This is a genomic window from Enterococcus sp. PLH-Efm8, assembly GCF_053011625.1.
This window is the reverse complement of sequence record NZ_CP172568.1, coordinates 623,333-644,720: the sequence shown is the minus strand read 5'-3', so window position 1 is coordinate 644,720 and position 21,388 is coordinate 623,333. Positions and strand designations below refer to the sequence as shown.

Annotated in this window: 20 protein-coding genes and 1 pseudogene; 7 read left to right on the top strand and 14 right to left on the bottom strand. The window is 38.2% G+C overall.

The features are described from left to right. Window positions 1–28 precede the first annotated feature (28 nt). The 10 genes from ACIFUW_RS03055 to ACIFUW_RS03010 form a co-directional block, all read right to left on the bottom strand. Window positions 29–850 (bottom strand): PTS system mannose/fructose/sorbose family transporter subunit IID, encoded by an 822-nt coding sequence (locus tag ACIFUW_RS03055; RefSeq protein WP_002287022.1) that lies wholly within the window; start codon window positions 848–850, stop codon window positions 29–31. Next, window positions 847–1,656 carry a PTS sugar transporter subunit IIC gene (locus ACIFUW_RS03050; protein ID WP_002287024.1) on the bottom strand — a complete coding sequence of 270 codons (810 nt, stop codon included), beginning with the start codon at window positions 1,654–1,656 and terminating at the stop codon, window positions 847–849. The genes ACIFUW_RS03055 and ACIFUW_RS03050 overlap by 4 nt, the downstream gene beginning before the upstream one ends. A 20-nt stretch (window positions 1,657–1,676) precedes the next feature. Then, window positions 1,677–2,171, bottom strand: coding sequence for a PTS sugar transporter subunit IIB (locus tag ACIFUW_RS03045; RefSeq protein ID WP_002287026.1), 495 nt, complete (start codon window positions 2,169–2,171; stop codon window positions 1,677–1,679). 11 nt (window positions 2,172–2,182) lie between these two features. Beyond that, window positions 2,183–2,683: a PTS sugar transporter subunit IIA gene (locus tag ACIFUW_RS03040; RefSeq protein WP_256664972.1), complete on the bottom strand. Its 501-nt coding sequence runs from the start codon at window positions 2,681–2,683 to the stop codon at window positions 2,183–2,185. 64 nt (window positions 2,684–2,747) lie between these two features. After that, complete coding sequence (locus ACIFUW_RS03035) at window positions 2,748–5,444, bottom strand: sigma 54-interacting transcriptional regulator (RefSeq protein ID WP_002304269.1); 2,697 nt, start codon at window positions 5,442–5,444, stop codon at window positions 2,748–2,750. Window positions 5,445–5,871: 427 nt separating this feature from the next. After that, window positions 5,872–6,945: an ABC transporter substrate-binding protein gene (locus ACIFUW_RS03030; RefSeq protein ID WP_002287033.1), complete on the bottom strand. Its 1,074-nt coding sequence runs from the start codon at window positions 6,943–6,945 to the stop codon at window positions 5,872–5,874. Beyond that, window positions 6,942–7,769 carry an ABC transporter permease gene (locus tag ACIFUW_RS03025; RefSeq protein ID WP_002287036.1) on the bottom strand — a complete coding sequence of 276 codons (828 nt, stop codon included), beginning with the start codon at window positions 7,767–7,769 and terminating at the stop codon, window positions 6,942–6,944. Before ACIFUW_RS03025 ends, ACIFUW_RS03030 begins: the two co-directional genes overlap by 4 nt. Continuing rightward, on the bottom strand, window positions 7,770–8,576 hold the full coding sequence (locus ACIFUW_RS03020; RefSeq protein ID WP_002287038.1) for an ABC transporter permease: 807 nt from the start codon (window positions 8,574–8,576) through the stop codon (window positions 7,770–7,772). 11 nt (window positions 8,577–8,587) lie between these two features. Further along, window positions 8,588–9,673 (bottom strand): ABC transporter ATP-binding protein, encoded by a 1,086-nt coding sequence (locus ACIFUW_RS03015; protein WP_002287039.1) that lies wholly within the window; start codon window positions 9,671–9,673, stop codon window positions 8,588–8,590. 16 nt (window positions 9,674–9,689) lie between these two features. Further along, on the bottom strand, window positions 9,690–10,232 hold the full coding sequence (locus ACIFUW_RS03010; protein WP_002287040.1) for a helix-turn-helix domain-containing protein: 543 nt from the start codon (window positions 10,230–10,232) through the stop codon (window positions 9,690–9,692). Between the two features lie 257 nt (window positions 10,233–10,489). Here ACIFUW_RS03010 and ACIFUW_RS03005 point away from each other — a divergent pair, with 257 nt between their 5' ends. From ACIFUW_RS03005 to ACIFUW_RS02980, 6 genes are all read left to right on the top strand, one after another. Then, window positions 10,490–11,479 carry an oxidoreductase gene (locus ACIFUW_RS03005; protein ID WP_002287041.1) on the top strand — a complete coding sequence of 330 codons (990 nt, stop codon included), beginning with the start codon at window positions 10,490–10,492 and terminating at the stop codon, window positions 11,477–11,479. Next, window positions 11,476–12,213 carry a phosphopantothenate--cysteine ligase gene (locus ACIFUW_RS03000; RefSeq protein ID WP_002287044.1) on the top strand — a complete coding sequence of 246 codons (738 nt, stop codon included), beginning with the start codon at window positions 11,476–11,478 and terminating at the stop codon, window positions 12,211–12,213. Before ACIFUW_RS03005 ends, ACIFUW_RS03000 begins: the two co-directional genes overlap by 4 nt. Continuing rightward, on the top strand, window positions 12,210–12,761 hold the full coding sequence (coaC, locus tag ACIFUW_RS02995; RefSeq protein ID WP_002287045.1) for a phosphopantothenoylcysteine decarboxylase: 552 nt from the start codon (window positions 12,210–12,212) through the stop codon (window positions 12,759–12,761). The genes ACIFUW_RS03000 and coaC overlap by 4 nt, the downstream gene beginning before the upstream one ends. 15 nt (window positions 12,762–12,776) lie before the next feature. Beyond that, the gene (locus tag ACIFUW_RS02990; RefSeq protein ID WP_002287046.1) at window positions 12,777–13,409 is read left to right on the top strand and encodes an ECF transporter S component; all 633 of its coding nucleotides are present in this window, start codon (window positions 12,777–12,779) and stop codon (window positions 13,407–13,409) included. An 84-nt stretch (window positions 13,410–13,493) separates the two neighbouring features. Then, the gene (locus ACIFUW_RS02985) at window positions 13,494–14,141 is read left to right on the top strand and encodes an NAD(P)-binding oxidoreductase (RefSeq protein WP_002296930.1); all 648 of its coding nucleotides are present in this window, start codon (window positions 13,494–13,496) and stop codon (window positions 14,139–14,141) included. Between the two features lie 4 nt (window positions 14,142–14,145). Further along, window positions 14,146–15,129: an NAD(P)H-quinone oxidoreductase gene (locus ACIFUW_RS02980; RefSeq protein ID WP_002287048.1), complete on the top strand. Its 984-nt coding sequence runs from the start codon at window positions 14,146–14,148 to the stop codon at window positions 15,127–15,129. 402 nt (window positions 15,130–15,531) lie between these two features. Here the strand turns inward: ACIFUW_RS02980 and ACIFUW_RS02975 are convergent, their stop codons facing one another. Then, window positions 15,532–17,046 carry a flavocytochrome c gene (locus ACIFUW_RS02975; RefSeq protein WP_002287050.1) on the bottom strand — a complete coding sequence of 505 codons (1,515 nt, stop codon included), beginning with the start codon at window positions 17,044–17,046 and terminating at the stop codon, window positions 15,532–15,534. Between the two features lie 138 nt (window positions 17,047–17,184). On the opposite strand from ACIFUW_RS02975, the gene ACIFUW_RS02970 reads away from it, so the two are divergent. Further along, on the top strand, window positions 17,185–17,991 hold the full coding sequence (locus tag ACIFUW_RS02970) for a hypothetical protein (protein ID WP_002287053.1): 807 nt from the start codon (window positions 17,185–17,187) through the stop codon (window positions 17,989–17,991). A 174-nt stretch (window positions 17,992–18,165) separates the two neighbouring features. On the opposite strand, the gene ACIFUW_RS02965 is transcribed toward ACIFUW_RS02970, so the two are convergent. From ACIFUW_RS02965 to ACIFUW_RS02955, 3 genes and pseudogenes are all read right to left on the bottom strand, one after another. After that, window positions 18,166–18,735 (bottom strand): GNAT family N-acetyltransferase, encoded by a 570-nt coding sequence (locus ACIFUW_RS02965; protein ID WP_002287055.1) that lies wholly within the window; start codon window positions 18,733–18,735, stop codon window positions 18,166–18,168. Window positions 18,736–18,817: 82 nt separating this feature from the next. After that, the gene (locus tag ACIFUW_RS02960; RefSeq protein ID WP_002287056.1) at window positions 18,818–20,878 is read right to left on the bottom strand and encodes a bacterial Ig-like domain-containing protein; all 2,061 of its coding nucleotides are present in this window, start codon (window positions 20,876–20,878) and stop codon (window positions 18,818–18,820) included. Between the two features lie 276 nt (window positions 20,879–21,154). Further along, window positions 21,155–21,349 (bottom strand): annotated as a pseudogene (locus ACIFUW_RS02955) (helix-turn-helix domain-containing protein); the annotation flags it as partial. Window positions 21,350–21,388 lie beyond the last annotated feature (39 nt).

The following is a 21,388-nucleotide window of genomic DNA, read 5'->3' as shown; positions in this document are numbered from 1 at the left end:
ACTGCAGCCTAGTAGCTGCAGCTTCCTACTATGCGATTCCAAGTAATGACAATAAAATTCCCAAGACGACCATTCCAAAAATAATTTTGATGACGCCGACTTTTTTATCTAGTAATTTGAAACAGCTCAATGTTACCAATAACGGTACAATTCCTTTAAAAATACTATCGAGGATTTCTTGGACATTCATTAGTTCTTCGCCCTTCATTGAAAAGCTCAAAACGGTATTGAATTTGACCATACTGATCGTCATTGCACCTACCATGATCAGACCCAAGATACTAGCAGCTTTTGTCAGAATTTCAATTAACCCGTTCGCATACAGCTTTTCAATATATTTAGAGCCTAATGAATAGCCTAAAACGCCGCCATAGTATCGCATCAAGTAATTAGGTATATTGAACATAACTAAAAAGATAATTGGTGCCAAAATATTTCCGGCATTGGCTAAGTTGATCGCTAGTCCCGCGGTAACGACACGCCAAACTCCCCAGAACAATGAATCGCCAATTCCAGCCAATGGTCCCATCAAACTCGTTTTGATCGCGTTGATACTTTCCACGTCAAAACCAGCTTTTTCAGAATTTTCCTTCTCCATCGATGCCGCAATCCCCATGACAAAGGACGCGCAAGGAATGGTCGTCGAAAAATACTGTGTATGACGTTCCAGCGCCGCAGCTCGATCTTCTTCACTTTTGTAGAAATGATTAATGAAGGGCATCATAGAATAGGCGAAACCACCGCCGCCCATCGTCACCGGATTCACCGAAGCATACATAGTCATCGAGCGCCAAAACATCTTCCGAACCAATTTTTTCTCATCTTTAGAAATTCCATCAGCTAATTTCATTGAAAGAAATCCTCCTCTTCTTGGTCAAGCGTTGCATTTACAGCAGCATCGCTTTGAACTGCATGAACAGATATATTTTTTAGTTGTAGATCTCTTTGGGCTATAACAATTGCAATAATCGTTCCAACTGCGGCAATTGCAATCAATGGTAACTCGAGATACGCCATAACAACGGCCCCAAAGAAAAACCACACAGCAATATTTTTACTCCAAAGCATCCGTAACAGCATCGCCATCCCAACTGCCGGCAGCAGATTTCCAGCGACTGTTAATCCGTTCATGATGACCTCTGGAATATTATCCAAGACGCTTTTGACAACATCTGCTCCAAATAAAACGGCAAAGAATGGAATAAGAGCATAAAGCGCATAGTGGACAAACCACATAAAGAAGTGCAGATTGATGATTCCTTTTTGATCACCAGATTTTGCAAATTTGAAAAATTTAGCAGCCATCGGTCCACATACAAAAGAAAAAATCATATTCATTAACTGTAATCCTAATACTGCTAGTGGAAAGACAATGGGAATAATCGCATCCACGTTTCCTCCCATTTTGATTGCGAACGCTGTAGCCAGCCCAGCAGCCAAAGAAGGCTCCGCCGTACTAGAGATTCCGATATTGACGACACCCATAAAGATGGCTTCTAGTGACGCCCCGACAATCAACCCCGTCTGCAAATCCCCCATCAACGCTCCTGCTAACGGAGCAACAACAATCGGACGACTCAGCATGGACATCCCGAACATTTCATGTCCAGCAACTCCAATAAAAACGGCCAAAGCGACTACAAATGCATCATACATAATTTTTCTCCTTCCTTTTTCTAAAAATCACTCAAAATAGAGATAGCTGAACGTTTTTCCATCGCCGGTGTAGGCTGAAAAACGGTATCTGGATAAAGTTCAACTAATTCTTTTAAGTCTTGAATTTCTGACGTCGTTAACATCACTTCCTTTGATAAGGTTTTCTTATCTTCCGATGGCGGTGTCATTTTCCCAGCATTCCCCACGTTCATTAATTCGATTTCCGTTGGGAAAGCTTTCGCAACTTTTACCGCATCTTTGACATTAGGGACTAAAACCATCAAGCGCATGTCCTTCGCCCGCGGATCTTTTAACAAATGAATCGCGTCATCAACTGTTTTAATAATGACTTTGACATTCGATGGTGCAGCCATCTTCAATGTCATCTTTTGAATATCGTTGGTAGCCGCCTCATCGCTTGCTACTACTAACCCGGTTAAATTTAGACTCTTTGTCCAAGTCATCGCTACTTGTCCATGAATTAATCGTTCATCAATTCGCACTGCTTTAATCATTTTTCTTCCTCCTAAAAAAAATCTTCCTCTTCATTTACTACATGTACCTCATCAAGAATGGTCATCTTTAATTCCTGTTGGCATTTATTTACCAGTTCCTGAATATCCTCCTTTGTTAATTCCTTGGTTGCCAATACTATTTCGAGCAGAATTGGCAGATTAAAGCCAGACAAAATAGTTACAGCAATCTCTTTCTCCAAAAAGGTTTTGGTAATCTTCTGATTGACACTTCCGCCAAATAAATCGGTAAAAACAAAAATCTGATCCTGCTCGTTCACCTGGTTTACAAATACATTCAACTCCTGTTCAAAATCACACTCATCCACATAAGCATTAATCACCGTAATCTCTTGAACCTTCCCCGTCAGTAATTGAATACTGCTAAGAAAGCCTGAAGCTAAGTGACCGTGAGTCGCTATTAGAATTTTCTTCATATGGTTAATTCCTTTCTTTCTGTTCACTTTTATATAAGCAATTCCTGTGCCAACTTTTAAAAACATTGGTTTAATCACGTTAATTCACATTAAAAAAAGTGTCTAACCTAAAAAAAACAGATTAGACACTTTTTTAGACACTTTATTTTTGAATATACGGTCCTAATAATTCATAGAGCAGCGAAAGCTCATAAGCATTGACTTTAAAATTATATTTCATCTCCATTGATTGAAAAATACTTCTAGAAACATAATAAAATTCATCTTCATCTGGTTTCAAATCATAATTCGGTTCTTCAGATTTTTCTGTCCGAGCCAAGAATAAACGTTCCATCATCAATGCCGTATGCATATAGAGATTTAGTTTTACACGGCCATTTAAAGTGAAATGATAGTAATTTTCATATTTAGAAATGACTGTTTCCACTTCACTCATCACGATCGTTGGGTTCAGAAAGTTCAAACGGTCCGCAATTCCTTCCAACGAAAAGAATTTTACTAGCTCCTGAATCAAGCGGTTAAATTCTGCCGGCTTCATTTCAGGACTCAAAATATGCTCCAAATTGGCTGCTCCATCACCGTCTAAGATGTCATAAACATTAATATTAGGAATTGAAAAGGAACGTGGAAGATCCGAAGTCGTGATGACCAATTTTGTCTTGTCAAAATAAGTTTCATCATTTTGGTCGATTAATTCACGTAGTTCTCTGTAGTCCTTCGTGAAAACTTCGATGGATTCATCCGATAAATGATGACGAAAAACATCTTTCAATTTGTCCGAAATCCCCAAACCCGACATACAGGAAATGATAATGTTGCTACTTTGAGAAAAGCCTTCAAAGTATTGAACATTGATTGAATACTTGTCTGCTGCATCCTCCGCAATCTGTTTAAATGGCGCATTCATCGTCATCTTCAAGCCAATATCAAGTGCAATGGAAGTCGTCAAATTATTCAGAAGAAGTAACTCCCCTTTTAAATCGTTCTTGATCTGTGTGTAAATTTGATTTAAAGAGCCCATATCTACGATCAGCACTAGACTATCTGTATTCACTTGCCGTTTCACGAAATTCCTTGTCGATTCGACAATCTCTGACACATTACTCTCTACTGGCATATCCAACGCTTCAAAAACATAATTGCCGCATAATTGATTCACTACTGCTTGAATGCTGCTAGCCGTACTATCTCCGTGAGCAAGCAACAGGCCCTTCAGCTCGATGGATTCATCTACATAATCAGATAAAGTCACGACAATAAGCAGTCTTAGAAAGTTCTCGTCCTTTTCTGAGAGCGGTGGTAAATGCTCCAAGAACTGATTACATAAGTAAGTCGTCCGAGGTAGATTTGCAGCTAATGTACGATTTATCCCGGTTAAGTCTGTCTTATAGCTTGGGGAAATGACATAGGATCTGCTAATAATTTCTGCAACAGGTCCACTCGTCGTCAATCCGTACGTTTTTCCTAAAACGGATACCCAGACCTTTCTAAACATCTGAATCATCAATTTTCTACTCATTGATAAAAAAGAATCCTTATCAATGTGATGCACCAAATGCTGTACTTCATTCTTTATCGAAGAAAAATTTTCATTGAAATTACCTTCATTTATCAGCTGAGTAATTTTTTCCAAAATCGAATCATAATCAAACGGTTTGATTCGATCCGTTTTTATCTTTTGATTTTTCTTTATCAATAAACTAGCAATCGGCAAGCTTTCTACTTCGGATTCCAGCATATTTAACTGAATCAAGATCTCATTTTTCCCAATCGTTAATGGTTCTTCTTGTGTTCGACTATACACATCCGCACAACTGATTTTAATGATATTCTTCAGCTTACCAATATTCCCACTAAAGGGATGAGATAACATTAAAGACAAGGCTTCTCTTGAAACAATAATATCTTTTTGTAAAACATCCGCTTCATTTTGAAAAAATAATTGAATCAGCTCTAATCGTTCTCGAATGGGGCGATCTTCAAAAGTTGGCAACATAACACTAATTTGAATACGCCGATCAAAGGTGTCTAATAAATAATTTTCACCTTTTTCCGTCGTGGCGAAAATAAAACGAACCTTAGCAGAATGCCAATTTACATTTTCACCGACTGGACGATAGTTTCCAGTATCAATAAATAGAAAGAGCTTTTCTTGATTTTCTTTCGATAGGCGATGGACCTCATCGAGAAAAAGATAGCCGTTGTTGGCCGTTGCCAATAAACCATCGGTATCCTTTTCAGCCCCCGTAAAGGCCCCCTTCTTGTATCCAAACAGTGTTGCCGAAAGCAGTTCGGGATTGTCCGCATAATCGGCACAGTTTAAGATAGCAAATGGTGCATCTTTTTCAATAATTTGCTCATGGATAGCGTATTCAAAAATTTTTGTGGCTAAAAAACTTTTTCCAACACCCGTGGCTCCATTTATTAATACACTGAGTCCGTTAGGCGGATATTTGACAGCGGCTATACATTTTTGAATGACCTCTCTCAGACTTCCGTCATGACCAACTACAGAATGAAAGGCTTCGTTTATTTGCTCCGTATTATCTACAACCGCATATTCATCTAAAGGCTTCCACAAAACAGGCTTTCCCGGTAATTTCTCGACCTTTTTATCTTCCACTAATCTCGTCAAATAATGGCTGGCATTCTGACGAGAGATACCTAGATTCTTCGAAATTTTCTCGGCAGTGACAGAAGACATATTCCCTGTTAGTCGTATCAGCTCATCAAAAACTCGATCTTTAGCGCTCTTTTTCATTTTTTCCTCCAGTTTAATGTGTCTAAAAGCATAATAAACTATCGGCTGCAATATGTCTATTCTATATTTGTATTCCAATTTTTACTTTGAAACACAAATAGTCGAATATTTGCCTCAGATATCTGACAAAATAATTTATCTACCAATTTAGTTTTTATCTAATATGATTTTTATGTTTTTTCATAGCTACAAATATTGAACTGGATTCATATATTAGTTTTATTAATAGATTACAGAAGGGTTAAGTATATTTGCATAGTTTCCAATTACTTTATCCTTCTGTAACTTTTTCAATCTTAGATTTACTAGCCCGTCTCGGGCCCTATTTTACAATGGTTTTGTCCACTTTTCTCTGGTAGAAAAACGTGGTAGAAAAAATAAAATAACACAAAAAAAGCGGCGTTTCATCCGCTTTTGGTAGAAGATTGGAAAACTCAGATAGAAAAAGGACGATTTTTAGCTCTTTAGAACGTTGATAAGTCCCCATTCTTACTGAGTTTTGCCATTATCTCCTATACATCTTGAATTCTAAGAATAGGTCATTATAGATGCCTAGGTATTTCGATCCTAGATCTTTGTAGACTTCAAGATGGGAGATCGTGTCATCAGATGGATAGAATTGTTCGTCCGACGAAATGTCTTTTGGCAATAACGCTTTTGCTTCTTCATTTGGTGTAGAATAACCAATATACTCTGCATTTTGTGCCGCATTTTCCGGTTCTAGCATAAAGTTGATGAAATCATAGGCACCTTCTTTATTTTTCACGGTTTTTGGCATAACGATATTATCAAACCAAAGATTGGATCCTTCTGGTGGGATCACATAATGTAAATGTTCATTTTCCCACATCATATCGGCAGCTTCGCCAGAAAATGTCACTGCCACGGAGGCTTCTTCATTGATCATATACATTTTGATCTCATCTGCCACGATTGCTTTGACATTTGGTGTTAAATGATTCAATTTATTTGCTGCTTCTGTCAGCTGTGCCATATTCTTACTATTCAAAGAATAGCCTAAACTATTCAAAGAAAGCCCCATAACTTCTCGTGCACCGTCAATCAGCATCAAACTGTCTTTTAATTCCGGCTTCCACAAATCATCCCAATGCTTAATTTGATTTGCATCAAAGAATTTATCGTTATATACGATCCCTAAAGTTCCCCAAAAATATGGAATCGAATACTGATTATCTGGATCAAAATCCAAGTCTAAAAATCGTGGATCAATATTATTTAATCCTTTGATCTTCGAATGATCTAATGGAAGTACTAGTTTTTCTTTGATCATTTTTTGGATCATATATTCACTTGGTATAGCGATGTCGTAGTTTGTCCCACCTTGCTGGATTTTTGTGAACATCGCTTCATTAGAATCAAATGTTTCATAATTCACTTTGTATCCATATTCTTTTTCAAATTTCGTGATCAAACTAGGATCGATATAATCTCCCCAGTTATAGATGGTAAGTACCTTTGCTCCACTCATGCCACTTGTTTTTTCAAGTTGACGAACACCAAGCAGCAGCACCGCAATAATGATGAGAATACCTAAAAACAGAGATTGTAATTTTTTCATCGCAGCCGTGCCACCCCCTCGCGTACTCTTCTGTTTTTCTTCAGCCGTTTTGGACGGTTTTCTTTACTAATAAAGTAGTATCCAATGACCAATATCATGGAGAACAAGAAAACTAACGCACTTAGCGCATTGATTTCTAAACTGATTCCTTGTCTTGCACGAGAATAGATCTCTACTGAGAGCGTCGTAAAGCCATTTCCTGTGACGAAAAATGTAACCGCAAAATCATCAAGAGAATAGGTAAATGCCATAAAATATCCAGCTATGATTCCTGGAGAAAGATAAGGCAAAATGATATTTTTGACTACTTGGAAATTATTAGCACCAAGGTCTCTAGCCGCATCGACCATTGAATCGTTCATTTCCTGCAATTTTGGCAAGACCATCAAGACGACGATTGGAATGCTGAAAGCAATATGGGAAAGCAATACACTCTGAAAACCTAATCCGAATCCTAGTAGTGTAAAGAAAATCAAGAAACTAGCACCGATAATAACATCAGGAGAGACTAATAAGATGTTATTCATGCTCAACAACGCTGTCCGTGCACGTCGTTTTTTCGTGTAATAGATTCCCATAGCCCCAAATGTCCCGATGATCGTGGCGATCAATGCAGATAAGAAAGCCAGCATGAACGTATTCAATACGATAATGATCAAACGTGTATCTTCAAAAACAGCTTCATAATTTTCCCAAGTAAATCCTGTAAAGCTGTTCATCGTTCCTCCTTCATTGAAGGAATAAAAAATCAGATAGAAGATCGGTGCATATAAGAATAAAAAGACGATCCCTAAATAAAGATACGACCATTTAAATTTTTTCATTTATGAGCGACCTCCTTTTTTCTTCTCGCCTGTCAGGAGCATCACGATGAACATAGCAATGATTAAAATCACACCGATTGTAGAACCCATCCCCCAGTTTTGTGTAACCAAGAAATGCTGTTCGATAGCCGTTCCTAAAGTGATCACCCGATTTCCGCCAATCAGACGAGTCAGCATGAATAAAGAAAGAGAAGGAATAAATACTGCTTGGACACCACTTTTCACACCATTTAATGATAACGGAAAAATCACTCGTCGGAAGGTCTCAAAGCTATTCGCGCCTAAATCTCTACTAGCACTGATCAAAGAAGGATTCATCTCTTCCAATGCATTGAAAATTGGCATAATCATAAATGGAATCTCGATATACGTTGCCACGAACAGAAAACTGAAGTCTGTGAATAATATCTGTTTCGGCCCGATCCCGATAAAATCAAAGAAATGATTCACGCTGCCGTGCACACTGAAAATCCCAATAAATGCGTAAGCTTTAAGCAGCAGATTCACCCATGTAGGCAAAATAATCAGCATCAGCCATAATTGCTTGTGCTTCAGTTTTGTTAAAAAATAAGCAGTCGGGTAACTGATGATCAGCGTGAAAAACGTGATCAAAAATGCATACCATACAGAATTGATCGTCATAGAAAGCGATGTCCCCGACGTAAAATAAGATAGATAATTATTCAGCGTGAATTGCCCATTCATATCAAAAAAAGATTGATAAATGATCATTAATACAGGCGCGATCACGAATAAACCGAGCCACAAAATATAAGGGACGGAATAGATCCTGCGCATTGTTTTCATTCTTGTCCCCCCTATTCTTCGTAGCTGTCAAGACGTGCATCGAATTCTTCTTCAGACTCGTTGAAACGCATGACATGGATATCTTCTGGCTCAAAGGCCAATCCTACTTTGCTTCCTTCTTTAGCTTTTTTCGTTGAATGGACCATCCATTCATTTTGCTGTTCATCATAACAGATGATTTCATAATGGACACCACGAAACAGCTGAGTATCGACCGTTACGACTAGTTTTCCTTTATCTGGTGTCGTGATCGTCAAATCCTCTGGGCGTAAAACAACTTCAACTGGTTCATTTAGACGCATCCCGCCATCGACACATTCAAATTGCTTACCAACAAACTCAACTAGATTATCTTCGATCATTACACCGTCCACGATATTGCTCTCCCCAACAAAATCAGCAACGAAATGATTGATTGGCTCATCATAAATATCTACGGGTGTACCACTTTGGACGATTTTCCCTTTATTCATGACAAAAATCTCATCACTCATTGCCAACGCTTCTTCTTGGTCATGAGTAACAAAAATAAACGTGATTCCTAATCGTTGTTGCAGATCCCGCAGTTCATACTGCATATCTGTACGTAGTTTCAAATCAAGCGCCGATAACGGTTCATCTAATAGCAATACTTTCGGTTCATTTACAATTGCTCGTGCAATCGCTACACGCTGTCTTTGACCACCAGACATTTCACTAATCTCCCGTTTTTCGTATCCAGGAAGCTGGACCATACGCAAAGCATCTTTTACCTTCTTTTCGATATCTGATTTGGACATTTTCTTGATCTTCAATCCAAAAGCAACGTTATCAAAAACATTCATATGAGGAAAAAGTGCATAATCTTGGAAGACTGTATTTACTTGTCGCTTATTAGCTGGCAAATCATTCAACCGTTTCCCTTCAAAATAGATGTCCCCTTCTGTAGCTTCGGTGAATCCAGCTATAATACGTAGGATCGTTGTTTTACCACAGCCGGAAGGACCAAGCAGTGTATAAAATTTTCCTTGTTCGATCTCAAAACTTACTTTTTTTAATACTGTTTCATCATCATAGCGTTTCACTACTTGATCAAATGAAATGATTGGTTTCCCCACGTTTTTACCCCCTATATTACAAATATGATTGCGTTGCAACAATCAATACTTTTGTTCGTTTTTTGAGATGATTCCTTAATTGATGTTGTTTTGTCGCTTGATAATAGATCGACTGTCCTGCTTTTGCCACATAGACCGTCTCTCCTAAGCTTAACTCTAATTCCCCTTCTAATACAAAAATAAACGTTTCAGATAATGAAGGTTCAAACGTCTTATATTCTCCTGCACCTTCAAAAGTCAGCAAGACAGGCTCCATTTCTTTTTCATTCGAATCAGCCACGAGCCATTCCAATTCATACCCGTTTTCTTCATCGAAATAAACCGTATGATCTTCTTTTGAATAAACCACTTGCAGATTCGCTGCTTCTTGATGAAAAAATTCTTCTGGAGTCACACCTAAGACTTCAAGAATAGAAAAGAATGTTTCCATTGATGGTGAACTTAAATCTCGTTCCAACTGGGAAATATACCCTTTTGACAAATCTGTGCGTTCGCCTAGTTCTTCTTGTGTCAAATTCTTTTGGATGCGCAAATTTCTTAACTTCTCACCAATTTCCATAATTTCCTCCGAATCGAAGTTTTCTAATAGTAAACTTCCTGTTTACTACCACTCGTATTAGTATACGAAATTTATTGAAAAAGGCAACCATTTGTAAAATTTTTTTTGCTGAATATTTCTTTATCTTTTGGAATAAATTCTAGTTGTTTGATTCTTTATTTTTCACCTAATTTTTGTCTAAATTTACGGAAGAACAAGAATAAAAGAGTAGGCTTTATGGTATGATAAAAGAAAATTTTAAAAGGAGTGTCTCACGAATGAACGCTTTTCGATCTTTTCAGGTAATAAAGGAACCTGTTTTCCATACAGCAATCAGTGATCTGCCATTTACTGAGTTGGCTGAAAATGAAGTCTTGGTAAAAATTGCCTATTCTGATGTCAATTATAAAGATGCATTGGCAATGAGCGAGTCTGGTCAGGTGATACGAACATATCCGATGACTCCAGGGATTGATTTATCCGGAACTGTCGTCCAAAGTAACAATCCACGTTTTTCAAAAGAAGATCTTGTACTTGCTACTGGTTTTGGGCTTGGCGTCACCCATCCAGGCGGTTATAGCCAATATCAAAAAGTACCAGGAGACTGGTTAGTTCCTCTACCAAAAAATATGACGCTGCGTCAAGCGATGATCCTTGGTACAGCAGGGTTTACTGCTATGTTGTGTGTGAACGCTTTAATCCGTCAAGGTATGACCTCCGATAAAAAAGTTGTCGTTACTGGTGCTTCTGGCGGTGTAGGCAGTACAGCGATAGCCCTGTTACATAAACTAGGATTCCAGTCAATCATTGCCTTTTCCAGAAAAGAAGAGTCTGTCACATGGCTAAAAAGTCTAGGTGCTTTGCAAGTCGTACGACCTGATGAATTTCTGCCAGAGACAACAAAAGCTTTAGGAAAACAGCAAATCGACTATGTCATCGACACAGTAGGTGGCGAGCAGCTAAGCAGTCTTCTTCCATTGATCTCTTATAACGGTGCAGTAGCTTTATGTGGCAATGCTGGGGGAATCAAACTAAACGCGACTGTCTTGCCTTTTATTCTGCGAAACATCCAGTTGATTGGAATTGATTCTGTCAATGTACCAATAGATCAACGTCTTTCTTTATGGCAACAGATGGCGGATTTGCAGATTGCAGATGAACTGGTCGTCCAAGAGATTACTCTGGATCAATTGCCTGAAACAGCATCTAAACTACTTGCTGGAACACACCAAGGAAGAACACTAGTAAATGTAGGTGACCATAAATGAAGATTCTAATCACAGCTGGAGGAACGACTGAAAAAATCGATCAAGTACGTGCTATTACAAATCATTCGACAGGACGATTAGGGCAAGCATTAGCTGATTATTTAGCTGCCAATCCGGATACCACAATCGATTACGTGACTACGAAACAAGCACTGAAACCGAAAAGACACTCCAATATAACGATTTATACGATCGAATCTGCACTGGACTTATTTTTACAATTAGAAGAACTAACGAAAAAAGAACACTACGATGCGATTATCCACAGTATGGCAGTCAGTGATTTTACTCCTGCTTTTAGTTTTTCAGAAGAACAGCTGGCAAAAAACCTACCCACTTCTTCAACGCAAGAAGAACTGGACAATTGGTTTGCGGAAAATGAACAGACAGATACCACTGTTTCAAAGATCTCTTCTAACACCGAGCATCTTGTGCTCGTTTTGAAGAAAACACCAAAAATCATTTCTTATCTACGTGAATGGCAGCCAAAAGCAAAAATCATTGGTTTCAAACTATTAGTAGATGTACCAAAGGAATCTCTTCTGGCAGTCGCAAAAAATAGTCTGATAAATAACAAAACTGATTTTATTTTCGCAAATGATTTGACGGAAATCCATGGCGAGACACACCACGGCTATCTCTTATCTAAAGATGGAACAGTGGAAGAAGCTCAAAGTAAATCTGAGATTGCTGCATTGATTACTGAGAAAATTAGACTGGAGGAATCAAAATGAAAAAGATCTTACTAGGCGTTACTGGAAGTATTTCTGCTTACAAAAGCGCTGATCTTACAAGTCAATTCGTCAAATTAGGTGCCCAGGTAGATGTGATTATGTCTAAAAGCAGCACACATTTTATCACGCCATTAACCTTGCAATCTCTGTCGAAGCGCGCAGTCCATACAGACGTCATGCAAGAATCAAATCCGCAGGTAATCAATCATATCGAACTAGCAAAACAAGCTGACTTGTTTCTCATCGCGCCTGCTACAGCAAACATTATCGGCAAGCTAGCAAACGGCATTGCAGACGATCTTCTTTCAACAGTCGCAATGGCGCTTCCAGTGGGAACACCAAAATTGATTGCCCCTGCCATGAACACGAATATGTATCAAAACCCGATCACTCAGCGTAATCTGGAAACATTGAGATCTGTCGGCTATCAGGAAATTGAACCAAGAGAATCTCTTTTAGCTTGTGGAGATTTTGGAAAAGGTGCCTTAGCTGATATTCAGACGATCATCGAACAGGTCATGCTGACTCTTAATGAAAGAAATGCTTAGAAAAAAGGAGTACTTATGAAAAATACAAAAAACTTTACATTAACTGCGATGTTTTTAGCTATTTTGATTTTATTAGCTGTTACGCCTTTAGGTTTTATCCCTATCGGTCCAATCAATGCAACAACCATGCATATTCCTGTAATCATTGCTTCGATCGTTTTAGGACCAAGACTAGGTGCTTTTCTTGGCGGTACATTTGGACTGATCAGCATGATCCGTAGCACAGTTATCCAAACACCTTTGTCTTTTGTCTTTTCTCCGTTTATCCCAGTCATCGGAACAGAACATGGAAGCTGGAAAGCCTTGCTGATCGCGTTTATTCCTCGCATCTTGATTGGGGTGGTTCCTTATTTCGTTTATAAAGGTCTGCGCAAACTAATGAAACAAAAAGCAGATTCCGTTTCTTTATTCTTAGCTGGACTTTCCGGTTCATTGACCAATACGATTTTAGTGATGAATATGATCTACTTTTTATTCCAGCAAGATTATGCCAAAGTCATCGGAACAAATTTAAATGCTGTTTATTCAGCTATTCTAGCGGTTATTTTTACAAGTGGTATACCTGAAGGAATCGTCGCAGGTCTTGCGACTGCAGCAGTATGCAATGTCTTGTTAAGATACTTCAAGCACCCTTCTCTTACTAACTGATAGTCATCGTAGCCGATCTCTGATTTTTTTCTCTTTTGGTGTTACTATTGAATGGAAAGATTTGACGTCGAAAGGATGATCCAAATGAAAATTTTTGTTGTAGGTGCAAACGGACAAATTGGCCGACACCTGATAAAAGATTTAGCTCCAAGTTCCCATGAAATTTTTGCAGGGGTGAGAGATGTTGCTTCCCAAACATTAGTAAAAAAAGAGAATGTTTCGTATGTCTCTTTTGATTTAACTTGGTCCGTGGAAAAAATGACCGAAGCATTCAAAGGCATCGATGTATTGATTTTTGCTGCCGGCTCTCAAGGAAAGAATCTTCTGCAAGTAGACTTGGATGGCGCAATCAAAACAGTGATCGCAGCTGAAAATGCGCATGTCTCTCGCTATCTGATGGTCAGTGCTGTTTATGCAGATGAACCAGCAAAATGGCCTGAGTCCATGACAGATTATTATATTACTAAACATTATGCAGATGAATGGCTGAAACGAACTAACTTAGATTTTGTCATTCTTCAACCAGTCACATTGACTAACGATGAAGAAGTTACTTCCATTCAATTAACTAAGCCTAATGAGAAGGCATCAAAAACGATCACTCGCTCTACAGTTGCTGCTGTACTTGCCGCTCTAGTGGAAGAAACGGATATTTCTCGTACGACTCTAGTACTTTCTGAAGGTAGCAAAGAGTTGAATACAGCATTCCAAGAATGGGCAAAGGAGGAATAGATCCATGCGTGCCATTTCAATCAAGCATCCTGGTTCTGTAGATGTATTAGAACAAATTGAAGTGCCTGTTCCTAAACCAAAACAAGGCGAATTACTGATCAAAGTCCATACAGCAGCTGTCAATCGAACAGATATTATGAAAAGAGAATCAGTCTCTTTGAAACCTCCCTACCCTATTTTGGGAGTCGAAGTAGCTGGAGAGGTAGTTGAGAATAAAAGTGATATCTCCACTTTTACTCCTGGGACAAAAGTATACGGATTAGTCAATCTAGGTGGTTATGCCGAATATGCTGTGATGCCTGCCGATCGTGCAATCCTTCTCCCTGATACGCTAGACTATGTTTCTGCTGCTGGAATCTCAGAAGTTTTTTTGACTGCTTATCAAACACTTTACTGGCTTGGAAAATTACAAGAAGGCGAAACTGTCTTGATCCATGCAGGAGCAAGTGGTGTGGGAACAGCAGCGATCCAATTAGCTAGACAGCTTTCTCACGCGAAAATCATCGTTACTGCAGGATCAGAAGAAAAACTCGCCTTTTGTAAAGAACTTGGTGCAGATGAATTGATCAACTATAAAAAACAAGACTTTCAAGAAGAGGTACGAAAAATCACTGAAGGTCGGGGAGTCGATGTTATTTTGGATTTCATCGGCGCTTCTTACTGGGAAAAGAATTTAGCTTCTATAGCCGTTGATGGACGTTGGGTCTTGATTGGTATGCTAGGTGGGACCATCGTGCCTGAGATAGACCTTGGTGTATTGATTGGGAAACGTGTCCAACTGCTTGGTACATTATTGACACCTAGAAGTGATCAGTATAAAGCAGAGCTCGCACAAACTTTTATGCAAAAAGCTGGGCCTTTTCTAGAAAATGGCAAGATTCGGCCAATCATTGACCGTACATTCCAATTCAGCGCAGTCAAACAAGCGCATGAATATATGGAAGCAAACAAAAACATCGGAAAAATCATTTTGAAGATAACTGAATAAAATCATGCTGATCAAAAAAGAGGCTGGGACAGAAGCGTTTAACTCCAAGAAATAAGAAGAAATTCACGAAAATTGCTTTTCAAATTTTTGTGAATTTCAGCTTATTTCCGAAGGAATTTCTTCTGCTTCCGCCGTTTATACGTGTTTAGAGCGTGAGACAAAAGTGTTCTTTACTTTTGTCCCACGCTCTTTTTCCGAATAAACGGTGTTCAAAAGCTTGCATCTGCGGTAATAAGTCCAACCAAGTTAAAAACATAAGAAGCTGTTTTTACTTGGCTGTTCTTATTACTTGATGCAGGGCAGCTTTTTCACAACCTCTTCACTAAACAGTGTTCAATCAGCTGACCCTCGGTATTAGCTCAAAACGCTGATTTCACAACCTCTTTTTATTTACGTTCTATTTCATTCATTTTCCGAAGCAAATCGAGCTGCTTGTATGCCCGCTTGTCGCCCAAAAATAATGATCTCCGCAACTGAATTTCCACCGATCCGGTTGTTTCCATGTAAGCCACCTGTGACTTCACCAGCAGCATATAACCCCCTAATTGGCTGGTTTTCTTTATCTAATACTTCAGTGTTCGTATTGATTTTCACACCGCCCATCGTGTAATGGATTCCTGGTGCGATTTTGATCGCATAATAATTCGGAGACGATAAGTCATGTTCCATGGCTGTGGCACGGTTGAATTGAGCATCTTTTTTCTCCGCAACATCCGTATTCCATCCATCAACTGTTTTTGCTAGTGTTTCTTTTGGTAAATCGATTTTTTCTGCTAATTCTTCCATTGTCTTTCCAGTTGTGACATATCCTTTTTGGTCATAAAATTCAATAGCTGTGGCACGATCACGCACGCCTTGGTCAAAAATCAAATAAGCTGATTTTTCAGGCAATGCTGTAATTGCTGCAGATACTTTATCCCTTGTATCCATTTCATTGACAAATCTTTTCCCCTCTTGATCGACCAAGATTGCTCCTTCTCCGCGAACAACCTCACCAATCAAGACCCCCTCATCCTGCTGCACAGTTGGATGAATTTGTATTTTATCCATATCAACGGTTTGTCCACCTAATTTTTCAATCATGGTGATACCATCTCCAGTTGATCCTTCTTGATTTGTCGTAATATAATCAGCTAAATCGGGACGATATTTTTCAATAAATTCTTTGCTGGCACCAAAACCGCCTGTGGTAACTACGATTGCTTTTCCGGTGACCTCTTTTGGTTCTTCTCCTTGAACATGTACAGTCACTTCATTGACCGTTTCCCCATTTTTCTTAATGTCTGTCACATCTGCGTTGACAAAAATAGGGATTTCCCGCTCATGGACGTTATTCAATAACCCCTCCACTAAGTATCCACCAATAGCCGAGCCATCAGACGGACGATGTGTCCTCTTTTCACTCATCCCTCCAGTGATCGTTAAGTTGTCCAGTTTGATACCGTTTTGATCTAGCCAATCGACCGCATCAGCAGAGTGATCGACAAAGTATCGAAGCATTTCTTTATCATTCGTTCCTCCACCACCTTTTAGCGTTTCTTCATAGAAGGCATCATTCGAGTCTTTGATTCCTTCTTCTTTTTGAAATTTTGTTTCTGAAGCATTCATACCGCTTGATGATTTAGATGTGTTTCCTCCGGCAACAGGCATCTTTTCCAAAATTACTGGATTCAACCCAGCATCTTTTGCTTCGATAGCTGCTGCCATCCCTGCACCACCAGCTCCAATAATCACGACATCATAAGATTCTTTCATTTCTTTTGGATCTGTATATACTTGTTCAGAAGCGCCTGATGATACTTCGGCAGATTCCTTCGTACTAGAACTTGTCTGCGCTGTATTTTTCTGATCTGCGCCGCATGCGCTCATAGCAAGAAGTGCAACGGCTGTTAATAAACCAGCAACTAATTTTTTCATTTGTATCCCCCCTTTTCTCCTTATACTATATTAAGTGATTTTTTTCACAATATCAACTCTGTTTTTCTTTAAGTCATATAGCTTTGGTAAACACACGCTTCTTAGTATAATTAAGGATATACATGAAGGAGTTATTTTATGAATCATTTGAAAACCTTTTTTACGAACAGTACAAAAACTGCAGGTAGAATCACAAACGGAATCTATATTTTATTACGTATCATCGTCGTTATTATGCTAGTGGATCAGGTCTGGAACCAACACTGGGGAAATACAATGCTTTTATTACTGACATTAATTTTATTTGAAATCCCTTATTTTCTGGAAAAGATATTAAAGATACAGATTCCAAATATGCTAGAAATCATTTTGTTATCTTTTATTTTTAGTTCAACAGTTTTAGGAGAGTTAAGTGATTTTTATGGCTATTTTTCAATGTGGGATACTTTTCTACATGCATTCAGCGGATTTTTAGCTGGGGGTGTCGGCTTTTCCCTTGTTTATTTGCTCAATAAAAATACAAAAACCATGAACTTGACTCCTTTATTACTAGCAGTTGTTTCCTTCTGTTTTTCGATGACAGTTGGTGTTATGTGGGAGTTTGTGGAATTTTCAGCAGATAAATTACTGCAATTCGATATGCAAAAAGATACGATCATCCAGCAAATCAATAGTGTGGAGTTAAGTAAAGACGGAAACACTGTCTATCATGTTCCAGATATCACTCGGACAATCATTGAAAGTCAAAATGCAGATGGTAAAACAGATAAAACAATCATCCAAAATGGTTACTTAGACGTGGGAATCATGGATACTATGAAGGATTTATTTGTTAATTTTATTGGAGCAGTTGTTTTCAGTGTATTTGGTTACCTCTATAGTCGAAACGATTACCAAAAATTTACGTTCATCAAGAATTTTATTCCTAAAAAAATCAAACGATAAAACATGCTAAAAAACAAGAGAAGGGGCAGTGACAATACTTTTGTCACTGCCCCTTCTTTTTTGAATGTATGGCATGCCATTAGTTATCCGATAGTATTAACTCAAAAAAGTAAGATATGAGGAATGACTATTTCGTTTTTTATCCCAATACTGAGGACTTATTTCACCATTTCGTTATTTATCTAATTTACTTAAAACCTGCATAACTTTTTCATAATCTGGATTAGGTGTGCCGTCTAGATTTTCAGCAATAAAAGTAAAACCCATTTTTTTATAAAGAGCAATCGCCTGATGGCTCCATGTCTGTGTGTGAAGATAGATTGGTCCGTCCGTATGGAGGGTAGGAAATTCTTGCAAGACTCTGGCAGTCAATGCTTTTGCGAGCCCTTTTCCTTGGTAATCTGGTTTCACTGCTAACCAATGAAAAACCGGATACACTTGCTCTCTTGATTTTTTTCGCCAAGCGGTACAGGTTGCTACTTTTTCTCCTTTTTTTGTCTCTACAAAAAACATCCTTCTTTCAAGTTCTTCAGGATAAGGAGCAAAGTTTTGTTGAAAATACTCAAGTGCTTCATCTGTCGTTTGAAATTCCCCAACGGAAGTCTCAATCTCCGCCCAAGCAGATTCATCTTCTTTTTGATAAAATCGAAATTCAAAACCTTCCGCTAAAGGCGTGATTGGAACATTTTGTTGAAGTGGTCTTGTCATCCAGATTTCTGCGTAAGGTAACGTTTTATCTAACATTTTTCTATCCCTCCTCGTCTCCATTATGCCAAATAACATATGACTCAGCTACTTATTTGACTATAACAGATAGAGATATAAATCAGAACCAGTCATCTGCGTCAAATTCATTTCGATTAGCGTATACCCATGTTCCTGCCATACCTCGCATGAAATCTCCTAAAGCAGAAGAAGGAATACCTCCACCAGGTGCGGGTGTTCCCGGACTAGGAAGTGGTACTTGCGGCTGCAGATGCTCATCGGTGGAATCAATAGTTGACAAGCGTTTTTTCTTCGTTTCCTTCTGGTCATCTGATTCCTTCTGATCTTCCGACTGTTTAGCAACAAATTCTTTTTCTGATTGTTGTTTTATTTTAGGCTCTAAAATTTCATTTTCCAATCCAGAAACTTGTGGGGCCAAATGAGCTTCTTGCCTTATCGTTTTATTAGATTCTGAGATTTTTCTAGATATTCTTGCTAACTCTAGGCTTCTTGTTTGTTTTACTTTCCCTGTTGGAGAAACTGCATGGGCCATTTGTTGTTTTTTTTCTGACAAGCTTTCTTCTTGTCTTTTTTGTTCTTTTTGATCTATCTGTTTGTTTAATGGTAAAACATGTAATAGTGACTGAGCATGGAGTTCTTGGAGTGAATACGGGTCATGATAACTATACATAATCGTAAAATCACCTGTTTGTTTGGTCAAATAACCATCCTCCAATGGTACTTCATTGATTGTAACCGATACATCCTTTAACGGTACGGGTTTACCTAAGGAATTTGTTGCTGATTGGATCAACTCTTCTTTGTTTATTTTTTCGTTTGGATGAACAATAAGATCATGACCTTCTAATGAACGATTGTCTGGTATATAAACATAAGTAAAGGTAATTTCCCCTCCTGATTGCTTCCTATTATTCATCAGTTCTGAGTGAAGTACTTCAAGGATCTCCGACCAGTGACTTTTTCTGTCTAATCCGTTTGCTTGCATCCAATCAGAAATAGAAGTGACTTTCCCATTTTGTTCATAAGTCGATAAATCTATATTTGGCACTCGATCAGAAAATTCAGCAGGTAGGCGCAAATCAGGAATACGATTTACACTACTCATATGTGTTTCTGCTTGAAGTTCTTTATTTGTTTGACTATCTATAAAATGAGTGATGACAGTCGATGAAGCAGCAGATGCTTCTACATAAACTACAGCTGTTGTTTCTGCCACATTTGATGTTTTCGAGTCTATATAAGTTAATACAACGGGATATTCTCCCGGAGTTGTAGTATCTACTGTCCCGTTCATTTTGATTTCTTCTTTATTTCCTGAAGTTCCATCGCTTTTTGTTACATATTCAACAAGATCTTTAGGGGCGTAACTCTCTCCTGTTCTTAAGTGAAGATCTTTTCCTTTGATAGCTGTTTGATCAGCACGAACATGGATCACAGCAGATGCAGTCATTGTTTTTAAAGCAATTGGATCAAAATAGGACAAGGAAATAGTAGATGTTCCTGTATTAGTCGTATCCACGATATTCCCATTGTTTGAAATTACTTTGGACATATCTCCTTGTGTTCCATCTGCGTTCTTCAGCCTTTCTACCAGATCAGATATCGAAACTTTTGTCCCTGCCAGAACATCGATTTTCTTTCTTTCAAACTGTGAATAATCTTTTTCATATACATAAGAAACTTGTGCGCTTCCACCGTCCTTTATATCTGTCAAAGCATGATTCAAAATATCAGTGATCTGTTTTAACTGATCACCTTTTGTAGGATCAGTCATATCGGAAAAGATAGAAAGCGGCACACTGCTTCCGGTTTCCGATGTCCATAATGTTTTGTTAGGAATTAACCAGTAGTGGTTTATCGTTGGAGGATAACTGACTTTATTATAGGAAGTCAATGCAGGAAGTAGCTGTTTTCCATTTGCATCAGTGAAAGTATGAGTAATAGTGATAGGGGAATCAGTGGTCTCAGAAACAGAGGTACGTACGACCTTGATGGTTTGTGTCGTTGCCTGAACGGGTACATGCATATAGACACCTACAGATAAACTGATCAGCATCGTGCGCATCATAAACTTAACGTAGTGTTTTTCAGAACACGACCGTTCCTTATCTAAACGACAAGCGTGTTTATTTAGTTGTTTTGAACGTCTTTTTGAACACATTTATTCTTAGTCCTCCCTACTCTTGTCTAAACATGAAGTAGTAATTTTCATAAGATGATTTCATTATATAAATAAAATCAAAAGAAGATGGACTATTAGGAGAGTATTTTTTTTGATTTTTTATTGTTTCAAGAAAATCGGAATAATAACTTATGTACTTTTTAATTTTGTTAAGTAATATATCTAGTTATATCTAGTTATATCTAGTTACCTTTTCTTTGAAAAAAACATAAATCAGCTAATAAATATGTGAGACAAAGCTGCCATCCATAAATACTAGCTGATTTTTTCAGTTAAATGTCTATTTTTTTCTCTGATGATGGTATTTCCAAAATATTCCCAGTCATCTGGAGTCGGTGGATTTTTCCAAATTATCTGTTCTTTATTAAATTTTTCAAGTAAACAATCAGATAAATAAATATTCGTACGAGAAGTGATTCGACTCTCAATCACAATATTGTAATTTGTGAACTACTCACCACTTAGCTAAACCTAACGGTTTCTTACGCT